A 10,895-nucleotide genomic window follows, 5' to 3' on the forward strand; every position below is an offset into this window, starting at 1 on the left:
GGCAACTGTAGCTGATAAATTATACTTAACTATTAGTGGTGTTACCATTGAATTAAAATCCCAGGAGGTTCATATAAATGGCTAAGAAAATTATGTTCCAAGGAACAAGTTCCAATGTAGGTAAAAGTATTTTATGTACTGCATTATGCCGCATCTTTTATAGAAGAGGTTTTAAAACTGTTCCTTTTAAAGCTCAAAATATGGCCCTCAATTCGTATGTCACTAAATGGGGGGATGAAATTGGTCGTGCTCAAGTAGCGCAAGCTGAGGCTGCAGGCATAGATCCAATTGTTCAAATGAATCCTGTTTTATTAAAACCTACAGGCAATCAATCCTCTCAAGTGGTATTAATGGGCAAGCCGGTTGGCGTCTATAGTGCTAAAGAATACCATACAAAATATTCTTTAACCGCCCTTGATAAGGTAAAAGAATCTATCGACTTCTTGGATTCTAACTTCGATATGATGGTTATTGAAGGAGCAGGTAGCCCTGCAGAGGTAAACCTTAAAGCTAATGATATCGTAAATATGCGCATTGCTAAGATGACTCAAGCTCCTGTATATCTCATTGCTGATATCGACCGTGGTGGTGCTATTGCATCTATCGTTGGTACTTTGGAATTATTAGAACCAGAAGAACGAGATCTTATTAAAGGTATTGTTATCAATAAATTCCGTGGTGATATTAAATTATTAGAACCTGCACTTACATTCATCGAAGAAAAAACAGGTAAAAAGGTAGTAGGTGTTATCCCTGCTATTGAAAACCTTGATATCGATGAAGAGGACTCTGTGGCATTAGAAAATAAACGCAACAGTGGTGCAAAAGAGATTCAAGTAGTAGTTATGCAAACACCTAAAATTTCTAACTTTACGGACTTTGATGCATTGAATTATGAACCAGATGTATCTGTTCGTTTTGTGGGTCCTGGAGATGTTATTGGCAAGCCGGACTTAATCATTTTACCTGGTTCTAAAAATACACTAGCAGACCTAACATATCTTCGTAATTCTGGCTTTGCTGATGAAATAAAGCAGCTTGCTGAACAAGGCACACCTGTTATCGGTGTATGTGGTGGCAATCAAATGTTAGGTAAAACAATATATGATCCGCATCATATGGAAGGTGATATTGAAGAAGTTGAAGGCCTTGGTTTAGTAGATTCCTCCACCACAATGAAGGATCAAAAAACTACACACCAAGTAGAATTTAATGTATCTAACCTTCAGTTTTTAAATGGTACATTTACAGGTGAAAAGTTAGTAGGCTATGAGATTCATATGGGGGATACTACGCCATTAGTAGATACCGTGAGCCGTTGTTTCACTATTACGAGCCGCAGTGAAGAGGCGGTCAATGTAATTGATGGCTTTATCGATGGCAATCATCAAGTAATGGGCACATATATTCACGGTGTATTTGATAATGATGAATTTAGACGCTTTATTATCAATCAGTTACGCGAACGTAAGGGGTTAGAACCATTAGATGTAGTATTCCATTATTTTGATCACAAAAATGCAGCTTACAATCGATTAGCTGATATTGTAGAAGAACACTTAGATATGGATTATATTATGTCTACCTTGGGTTAGTAGGGGAGATGTATGGAACATTTAACAATTTTACATTGGTTTACAAAGTATAGCTTTGTATGTATTCCAATCTTAGCATTTATATTGGATTTGCTTATTGGAGATCCCAATAGTAAATACCATCCTGTGGCTATAATTGGCCGTATTATATCCTTTTTCGAGGCAGTTCTATATAAAGATACTGATAATGATACAAAAAAACTATGGTACGGCGGTATTGCAGTAGGTTTAATCCTTGTTTCTGTATATATTATAGTGTCTTTGATTCTTTGGCTTGGTGGCGTAGTTGATGAATGGGTAGAATACGCTCTTGAAGTAATTATTCTTTACATTGCTATATCTCCACGCTCACTAGCTGGTGCTGGTTTTACTATTAGCCAATTAATTAAGCAAGATAATATTGAAGAAGCTCGCAAGCGATTATCTTGGATTGTAGGGCGCGATACAGAAGAATTAGATGAAAGCGAAATTACACGAGCTACTGTAGAGACCATTGCAGAAAATACAGTAGATGGCATTATTGCGCCTTTATTTTTCTTCATCATCGGCGGTCCAATGGGGGCAATTCTATATAGAACTGCCAATACTATGGACTCTATGCTGGGCTATAAAAATCAAAAGTATATGTACTTTGGTCGTGTAGCTGCCCGCTTTGATGATGTACTCAACTGGATTCCTGCACGAATTACCTTTATATTATTAATTATTTCTGCATTCTTTTTACGTTTTGACGCAAAGAAAGCTCTCCAAATTGGCTTGCGTGATGCTAATAAGCATCCAAGTCCTAATGGCGGCTATGCAGAAGCACCAGTTGCAGGTGCTTTACATATTCGTTTAGGTGGTTACAATCAATATTTCAAGAAAATGACCTTCCGTGAATACATGGGGGATCCTATTGAAAAATTAAATCGCAACCATATTACACGCACAATTTATATGATGTATTTTACGACTATACTAATGGTTATTATTAGTACAGCCATTACTTATGGGATGAATGTATAATGACACCTTTTTTCATAGCATTACAGTTTTTAACACGTTTAAAGATCGTTAATCAAACAGAATGGTCTGTAGACGACTTTGGTAAATCCGTTGTGGCCTTTCCTTATGTAGGCTTAATTATTGGCCTTATCTTGGCATTATTGTATGGTATATTATCACCGTTTATTCCGTTGGTTCCGTTGATGTTAATCATCGTTATAGCGGAATTCTTGATTACTGGTGGTCTCCATGCTGATGGTTTAATGGATACAAGTGATGGTCTATTTTCAGGACGTGAACGGGAACGTAAGCTGGAAATTATGAAAGATAGCCGTATAGGCTCTTTTGGTGTTGTTGCTTTTGTATTTGTTACACTTTTGAAATGGCAATTATTAACGGCCATTCCTACAGCGGAATTTATTCCTATGGCATTGATTATGATGCCATTAATGAGCCGTTGGTCCCTTGTATTGAGTATCAGATCTTATCCGTATGCGAGAAAAGAGGGAATGGGTGCTGCCTTTGCTAACTTAGCTCCAAAGCATGTTATTACGTACAATACAATTTCAACGTTCTTTATGCCTATTGTTATATTAATAATCGGTACGATTTTGTATACCCTTTTATATGGCGCATATTCTATATTCTCTGTAGCTGATGTTGGATATGTTGTAGGACTAGGTGTATTAGTCTATGCTACCTTAGGTATTTTCCAAATCAATATTGTAAGCATGATAATTACCTATATTATCAATCGTTTGCTTAATCGTTATATTGTTAAGCAACTTGGTGGTACTACTGGTGACACATATGGATTTGTTGTAGAGGTTACAGAGGTATTATTACTCTTTGTATATATCATTATCTTGTCCATATTATCTGCTACTGTCGCATCCAATACGACTATGTTTTAATAACGTTCTGCCTAATGGCTTCTTATAAGTTACTATTTTTATTTAATGTGAAAGGAGTTCAATGTGACCTATTATGTAAGAGCCCCAGGTACATGTGGGGAATTTCTACAAGGTTCTATTAATGGTCAGTCATTCTTAGTGACTTGTCCTATTAATCGATACTCCTACGCATTAAGTAATGTAACACATCCGTTTTCACAGCACTATTGTGCATTACAGCCTAAGTCTGCGAAGGCAAGAGAATTAGTACAGCGATTATTACAAAAAAATAATAAAAACCAAGCTTGTCCACCTGTATATGTACGTTCTGACATCATACAGGGTAAGGGGATGGCCTCAAGTTCTGCGGATATTTCTGTGACGGCTATGGCAACAGCATTAGCCATGAATTATGATCTATCACTAAAGGAATTAGAGCAAATTTGCTTATCTGTAGAGCCTACAGATGCTTCATTTTATCAAGGTGTTACTCAGTTTGATTATATAAAAGGCACTATTTCCCAACCACTAGGCATGTGTCCTCCATTGAAAATCCTTGTATTTGATGAGGGTGGGAGTATAGATACGATTTCTTTTAATCAACAAGTAGATTTACAAACTAAGATTTTAGAAAAAGAATCAATCATAGAAGAGTCACTTGATTTATTCAAACGGGGATTGAATACACATGATATAAATTTAATAGGTCAAGCAACTACATTAAGTGCCTTTGGTAATCAACGTATATTGTATAAATCGAATTTATATGATTTTCATGATATTGGTAATTACTACAATAGTGTTGGTACAATCATAGCTCATAGTGGGACCATTATGGGCCTTTTATTTCCAGTAGATTATGGGCGAATTGATGATTGTAAACAAGAGATTATGCGTAAATTACCACAGTTATCCTATGTGGATACTGTAGAAACAACAAACGAAGGATTGACCTATATCAAACGATAATATATTTAATAGAAAGAGAATCGAATGTCTAAGATACATGGGGGCAATATATTTCAGTTTGCCCATGAACAACGAATTGAACCATATGAGGTAATTGATTTTAGCGCTAATATTAATCCTCTTGGACCTAGTCAACGTGGATTGGATGCATTAAATAATCAATTACGTTATATTTCTCATTATCCAGATGCTACAAATGATGATGTGTTAAATGCTATTGCTGATACATATGGAATGGATAAGAATCAAATTATAGTCGGCAATGGTGCAGCTGAGTTATTGTATGCCATTTGTCGGTTACCTGGATATACTGGTGCGTTTGTACCAGCACCAGGATTTTCTGAGTATAAAGAGGCTCTTGAAGCAAGTAAGATTCCTGTACGTGATATTTTTTATCGCCCTCGGGAAGATGATAATGGAAAACCTTATTTTGAGGTACCATATTTGGCATTAGAAACCTTTGCAGCTGAACTAAAAGGGCAAGATGGTCGCATCATTGTATTTTTAGGTAATCCTAATAATCCAGATGGTACATTACTTGATAAAGATCATATTCGCACTGTAGCGAGCATGTTGAAAGATGCAAATAGCTTACTTGTTATAGATGAATCATTTATCGATTTTGTTGGAAATGATCCATTACAAGATAATGAGCATTCTATGCGCTCTTTAGTAAATGAATTCGATAATGTCATCGTGGTTCATTCTTTCACAAAATTTTATGCTGTACCAGGCCTTAGAATTGGTGCTGCTTATGGTAACGAAAAATTAATTAGTCAACTACATCAATATATTCCTAGTTGGTCTGTAAATACATTAGCCCAAGCTTATACAGAGGCTGCTTTGAATGATGTTGATTATATAAAAAGAACAAAGCAAAAATTAAATGAGGAAAGAGCATTCATGTATGATGCATTAGATGTGATAGAGGGGATTACCGTATATCCACCTTCCGCCAATTTTATCTTGTTCAAAGTAAATCATGACGGCATTACAGCTAACACCATTAATGAAAATCTGAAGAAATATAATATGATCGTACGCAATTGTGATACTTATGTAGGTCTCAATAATCAATGGGTACGTATTGCTATTAAAGATCATGATACTAATATCAAATTAGTAGAGAAACTAACAGATATTTTGAAAGTATAGGAAGATTATGAAGACATTATATATTGTGCGCCATGGCGAAACTGATTGGAATAAAATGGGGAAATATCAAGGCATTACAGATGTTCCTCTAAATGAAAACGGTTTAAATCAAGCTAAAGCCTGTGGTGAAGCTCTTAAAGATATTACCTTTGACCGTATATTATCCAGTGATTTAAGCCGTGCTTTGGTTACAGCTGAAACTATTAGAGGTAATCGCACTACACCTATTACAGTGGATAAACGATTACGAGAGCTTAATTTTGGTGACTGGGAAGCTATGCTATTCTCAGATATCGAATCACGCTGGCCGGGCCTAATTGATGAGATGTATTTGAGACCTCATCTTGTAAAAGTTCCAAATGGAGAAAGCTTTAAAGATTTACAAGATCGAGCATGGGCAGGTCTTGAAGAATTCCTCAATGAAAATGATGAAGAGGAAACACTTTTAGTTGCATGTCATGGTGGAACTATTCGAACATTATTATGTAAATTACTAGACATTTCAATTAGTCATTGTTGGAATTTCAGCCAAGGTAATACGGCTATTAACCGTATTTTCTATAATGGTATGGGCGAATATGATCATAATATTTTGAATTTGCTCAATGATACGGCCCATGTTGAGTTACTACAAGGACATGTATAATGCGACTCGATAAATTATTAGCTAATAAAGCCTTTGGTAGTCGAAAAGAGGTTCATCAACTCATAAAGGATCAAAGAGTTACCATTAATGGTGAAGTAGCAAGAAAAAAAGATATTCATGTAGATATTGAGTCTGATGTCATTGCAGTTGATGATCAAATTGTTAATACCAAACAACATTACTATGTTAAATTTCATAAGCCTAAAGGCTATGTTACTGCTGTAGATGATGCAAGTCATCCTGTCGTAATGGATTTATTGCCCCCTGAATATATAAAAATGGGCGTGGTCCCTGTTGGAAGATTAGACAAAGATACAGAAGGCCTACTTTTACTTACCAATGATGGTGTTTGGGGACATTCTATTATTAATGGCAATAAGCACGTAGCAAAGGTATATTACGTAGAATTCGAAGGTGAGTTAACCGAAGATGGAATTCAACGTATTACAGAGGGTATCATTCTAGGAGATGGAACCCATTGTAAGCCCGCTTTAATTGATATTTTATCTCCCAAATCTGTACATATCACAATTGAAGAAGGTAAATATCATCAAGTAAAACGTATGATTGGCGCTGCTGGTGGAACTGTTACCTACTTAAAGCGTTTAACTATAGGTCATATAGATTTAACCGGTATTGAAGAGGTTGGTTCTGTACAGGACTTATCTCCAGATGATATAGAGGCTTTTAAAAAATAGCATAAAATTCTATTCAATATAGGTATTTTATGGTAAGATTAATTGTACTTTATAGACTAGGAGCATGATTATGAATGGATTAAATCTGCTACAACAGTATATTAAAGAGCAAGAATTAACAGGCGTCATTTTGATGAGCCCTATAAATTTACATTATTTTGCTGGTTTTACTGGTACAACAGGGTTTGCTATCATTACACAAGATAAGGCCTTTATGATTACCGACTTCAGATATACTGAGCAAGCTACAAAACAATGTGAAGGGTATACAGTCATTCAATATGAATCTTCTGTTATGGATACTCTTGTAGACATATTCAATGAGCATCATATTCACGAAGGTTTATTTGGTATTGAAGGCAAACAAATGCCTGTTGATACATACGAAACCTTATGTGATACATTAGATGAACGCTTTAATTTTACGTCTATCAATTTTGCTAAACTACGAGCAGTTAAGCGTGAAGATGAATTGGAATTATTGCGTAAAGCAGCTAACATTGGTGATGAAGCTTTCGCCGCATTGCTACCACAACTAAAGGTAGGAATGACTGAAAACGAAGCACGTATCATATTAGAATCAGAAATGTTAAAACGTGGTTCTGAGGAACCTTCCTTTGCAACTATTGTAGCTTCTGGTAATCGGTCTAGTATGCCTCATGGTGTAGCCAGTGATAAGGTCATCGAAGCAGGTGATTTTGTTACCTTTGACTTTGGTGCCGTATATAAGGGTTATCATTCCGATATGACTAGAACTATTGTAATGGGGCCTGCCTCTGAATTACAAAAGAAGTTATATAGTATAGTTTTAGAAGCACAAAAACGTGGCGTAGCTGCAGTTCGAGCTAGTATAACTGGCAAAGAACTTGATGCAGTATGTCGTGATTATATTAAAGAACATGGATATACCAAGGAATTTAATCATGGTACTGGTCATGGCGTAGGTCTTGAGATTCACGAAGAACCAGTAGCGAATACTAAATCCGATACGGTATTTACAGAAAATATGATCATTACGGTAGAGCCTGGCATTTATATTACAGGTACTATCGGATTGAGAATAGAGGATAGTGTCATCGTCAAATCTGACGGCTATGAGGTGTTGACACATAGTCCAAAAGAGTTAATTGAAATAGGTATTTAGAAGGAGAAGAGTTAGATGATTTCCAGTAATGATTTTCGTCCAGGTGTAACCGTTGAAATCGACGGTAATGTATGGCAAGTAGTTGATTTCCAACACGTTAAACCAGGTAAAGGTGCTGCATTCGTACGTACTAAAATGAAAAATTTGCAAACTGGTTCTGTAGTAGAGCGTACTTTCAATGCAGGTGAAAAAGTGCCTAAAGCACATGTTGATCGTCGTCGTATGCAATATTTGTACGAGTCTGATGGCTCTTACACATTCATGGATAACGAAACATATGATCAAGTTGAACTTAACCTTGAACAATTAGGTGATGCTAAAAACTTCCTTCTTGAAAATATGGAAGTATCCATCATGTTCTTCCAAGGTATCGTTATCGGTATCGATTTACCTGTAGCTGTTGAACTTCGCGTAGTTGAAACAGATCCTGGTATCCGTGGCGATACTGCTACTGGTGGTAACAAACCAGCTGTATTGGAAACAGGCTACACTGTAAAAGTACCTCTCTTCATTGAAGTAGATGATGTACTTCGTATTGATACTCGTACAGGTCAATACATCGAACGTGCCTAATACGTATTGATATGTATTGGGGCAAGATCTTTTCATGGAATCTTATTCCCCATATATCCTAACATTTGCACTGTAAGCACTTGTCGTCTATGTAATTATATATAGGGACAAGTGCTTTTTTTGAAAGAGGCCAGTATGACCAAGAAAAATACTGAACTAGAGTCGGGTAAAATTAAGATTAGTGAAGATGTATATGCTACGATTGTCACCATGGCAGCACTTGAAACAAAAGGTATACATCATATGAGCTCCACCTTTAATGATGGTGTTAATACCTTCTTTAGACGTAAATCTGATCATGAAGGTGTAAAAATATCATTTAATGATGAAGGTGCTATTTCCGTTACATTATATGTGTGTATTCAATATGGATATCGTATTCCTGATGTGGCCTTACGTTTACAAGAACGTATAAAAACAGCTTTAGTTTCTTATACAGAAATTGAAGTACAAACCATTGATGTAGTGGTACAAGACATTGTATTTGATGATTTAGTAACACCATCACAGCCTTAGGAGGGTATCTATATGAGTTCAGACAATCAATTAAACTACGGATTAGATATGGATACCATAGATATTGCAGACTCTGTCATCATTGATGTAGCAACAAAAACATTGGCTACGATTCCAGGTATTCATTCTTTAAGCCCTCGCTTTTACGATGAATTAGTAGAGGGAATTACACATGCCTTTGGTCAACGCAGTTTACCAGGTATCAATGTTAAACATCGTAAAGGCTTTATTGAAATCAATATTTATATTAAAGCATTGTATGGATACAATCTAATTGAATTATCCAAACAATTGCAGTTAGAAATCAAACAAACCTTAAAAAATATGCTTGATCTTGACCATGTTAAGGTAGATGTACATATTGAAGGTATTGTTAAAGAAAAGGAGCCAACTCTACATGGTAATTAAGCGAAATCGACGTGAAGCACGTCAATACGCATTTCAAATGTTATATGCTAATGAATTTCATGCTGATCAAAATGATGTGCAGTTTCCAGAAGGGCACATACATAAATCGATGGATAAAGCCTATGCTAATAGCATTATAAATGGTGTATTATCCGCTTCTGAAACTATCGATGCTACATTACAACCATTCTGTAAATCACGTAAAGTTGAAAACTTGGATAAAGTTGACCGTGCTATTTTACGTATTGCTCTATGGGAAATGACAAATGAAGCTGATCCTTTGGAACCATCTATAGCTATCAACGAAGCTATTCAATTGGCTAAGGATTTTGGTTCTGATTCTTCCTATAAATTAATTAACGCAATTTTAGATGCATATAATAAGAGTAAATAATGAAACGATATTACTTGGGCATTGATACTAGTTGCTACACTACAAGTTGTGCCATTATAGATAGCGACTTTCACATAGTTGGTGAAGCTCGCAAAATCTTAGAGGTCAAACAAGGTGAGCGAGGACTACAACAATCAAATATGGTCTTTCAACATACTAAGGCATTGCCTAAGTTGATATCTGAATTGCCACAACTTCCAATCAGTGGTATTGGTGTTAGCGGTTTTCCTAGACGGGAAGAAAATTCCTATATGCCTGCTTTTATGGTGGGGCTAGGATACGGACAGTCTCTTAATCATTTGATGAATGTACCGCTACACGTTTTCGCACACCAAGAAAATCATATTTTAGCAGCACTACGAGAATTAAAAACAATTCCCAGTGAACCATTCTTAGCACTTCATTTATCAGGTGGTACTACGGAGCTCGTGTATTGTCATTATAAAGGTGAAGGCATTTTTGATTCTCATATTATCGGTGGTTCTAAGGATTTACAAGGCGGACAATATGTGGATCGGATTGGTGTAGCTATGGGCTTGCCATTTCCAGCAGGGAAGCATCTTGAAGCATTAGCATTACAAACTACCGAATATGAACCGTTGCCATCTTCGGTAAAAGAAGGTTGGATTAGCTTTGCTGGCCCATGTAGTGCGGCTATGCGACGAATTACAAACTCTATGAATGATATAGATAAGTCTAATTTGGCGAGAGCTGTATTCACCTCCATAGGAAATGCATTAGAAAAAATGATTACCTATCATTTACAAAATAAACCGGTTCAAACATTAATTGCCGTTGGTGGTGTAATGAGCAATAGCTTACTTCGTCATCGTATGGAGCAGTATTGTAGACGTAACCATCTTACATTACATGTAGCAAAGCCACAATTTTCTGTTGACAATGCCACTGGCAATGCTTTT

At 36.2% G+C, this 10,895-nt stretch carries 13 protein-coding genes and 1 pseudogene; all 14 read left to right on the forward strand.

What is annotated here, in order from left to right; genetic code table 11:
* Positions 1-85, forward strand: a pseudogene (locus tag Q7P05_RS09625) (bifunctional adenosylcobinamide kinase/adenosylcobinamide-phosphate guanylyltransferase); the annotation flags it as partial.
* The gene (locus Q7P05_RS07015) at positions 78-1,595 is read left to right on the forward strand and encodes a cobyric acid synthase (RefSeq protein WP_303931324.1); all 1,518 of its coding nucleotides are present in this window, start codon (positions 78-80) and stop codon (positions 1,593-1,595) included. The pseudogene Q7P05_RS09625 and the gene Q7P05_RS07015, both read left to right, overlap by 8 nt.
* 12 nt (positions 1,596-1,607) lie before the next feature.
* Positions 1,608-2,600 (forward strand): adenosylcobinamide-phosphate synthase CbiB, encoded by a 993-nt coding sequence (gene cbiB / locus Q7P05_RS07020; RefSeq protein WP_295231398.1) that lies wholly within the window; start codon positions 1,608-1,610, stop codon positions 2,598-2,600.
* The gene (cobS, locus tag Q7P05_RS07025; RefSeq protein ID WP_119206673.1) at positions 2,600-3,493 is read left to right on the forward strand and encodes an adenosylcobinamide-GDP ribazoletransferase; all 894 of its coding nucleotides are present in this window, start codon (positions 2,600-2,602) and stop codon (positions 3,491-3,493) included. Before cbiB ends, cobS begins: the two co-directional genes overlap by 1 nt.
* A gap of 63 nt (positions 3,494-3,556) precedes the next feature.
* The gene (locus Q7P05_RS07030; protein ID WP_303931328.1) at positions 3,557-4,441 is read left to right on the forward strand and encodes a GHMP kinase; all 885 of its coding nucleotides are present in this window, start codon (positions 3,557-3,559) and stop codon (positions 4,439-4,441) included.
* 24 nt (positions 4,442-4,465) lie between these two features.
* Positions 4,466-5,596, forward strand: coding sequence for a histidinol-phosphate transaminase (locus tag Q7P05_RS07035; RefSeq protein WP_303931329.1), 1,131 nt, complete (start codon positions 4,466-4,468; stop codon positions 5,594-5,596).
* Between the two features lie 7 nt (positions 5,597-5,603).
* Positions 5,604-6,242 (forward strand): alpha-ribazole phosphatase, encoded by a 639-nt coding sequence (gene cobC, locus Q7P05_RS07040; RefSeq protein WP_303931330.1) that lies wholly within the window; start codon positions 5,604-5,606, stop codon positions 6,240-6,242.
* Entirely contained in the window at positions 6,242-6,940 is a 699-nt protein-coding gene (locus Q7P05_RS07045; RefSeq protein WP_303931332.1) for a pseudouridine synthase, read from the forward strand. The genes cobC and Q7P05_RS07045 overlap by 1 nt, the downstream gene beginning before the upstream one ends.
* Positions 6,941-7,010: 70 nt before the next feature.
* Positions 7,011-8,084, forward strand: coding sequence for a Xaa-Pro peptidase family protein (locus tag Q7P05_RS07050; RefSeq protein WP_303931334.1), 1,074 nt, complete (start codon positions 7,011-7,013; stop codon positions 8,082-8,084).
* Positions 8,085-8,099: 15 nt separating this feature from the next.
* Positions 8,100-8,657 (forward strand): elongation factor P, encoded by a 558-nt coding sequence (efp, locus tag Q7P05_RS07055; protein ID WP_005386642.1) that lies wholly within the window; start codon positions 8,100-8,102, stop codon positions 8,655-8,657.
* Positions 8,658-8,792: 135 nt separating this feature from the next.
* Positions 8,793-9,173 carry an Asp23/Gls24 family envelope stress response protein gene (locus Q7P05_RS07060; RefSeq protein WP_039969203.1) on the forward strand — a complete coding sequence of 127 codons (381 nt, stop codon included), beginning with the start codon at positions 8,793-8,795 and terminating at the stop codon, positions 9,171-9,173.
* A 12-nt stretch (positions 9,174-9,185) separates the two neighbouring features.
* Positions 9,186-9,581: an Asp23/Gls24 family envelope stress response protein gene (locus Q7P05_RS07065; RefSeq protein ID WP_005386640.1), complete on the forward strand. Its 396-nt coding sequence runs from the start codon at positions 9,186-9,188 to the stop codon at positions 9,579-9,581.
* Entirely contained in the window at positions 9,571-9,975 is a 405-nt protein-coding gene (gene nusB / locus Q7P05_RS07070) for a transcription antitermination factor NusB (protein ID WP_119206666.1), read from the forward strand. The genes Q7P05_RS07065 and nusB overlap by 11 nt, the downstream gene beginning before the upstream one ends.
* Positions 9,975-10,895: metallohydrolase (locus tag Q7P05_RS07075; RefSeq protein WP_303931337.1), on the forward strand; the 921-nt coding region annotated here is incomplete at its 3' end. The genes nusB and Q7P05_RS07075, both read left to right, overlap by 1 nt.

Origin of the sequence: Veillonella dispar (genome assembly GCF_937975875.1) — a bacterium.
Taxonomy (GTDB): Bacteria; Bacillota; Negativicutes; order Veillonellales; family Veillonellaceae; genus Veillonella; species Veillonella dispar_B.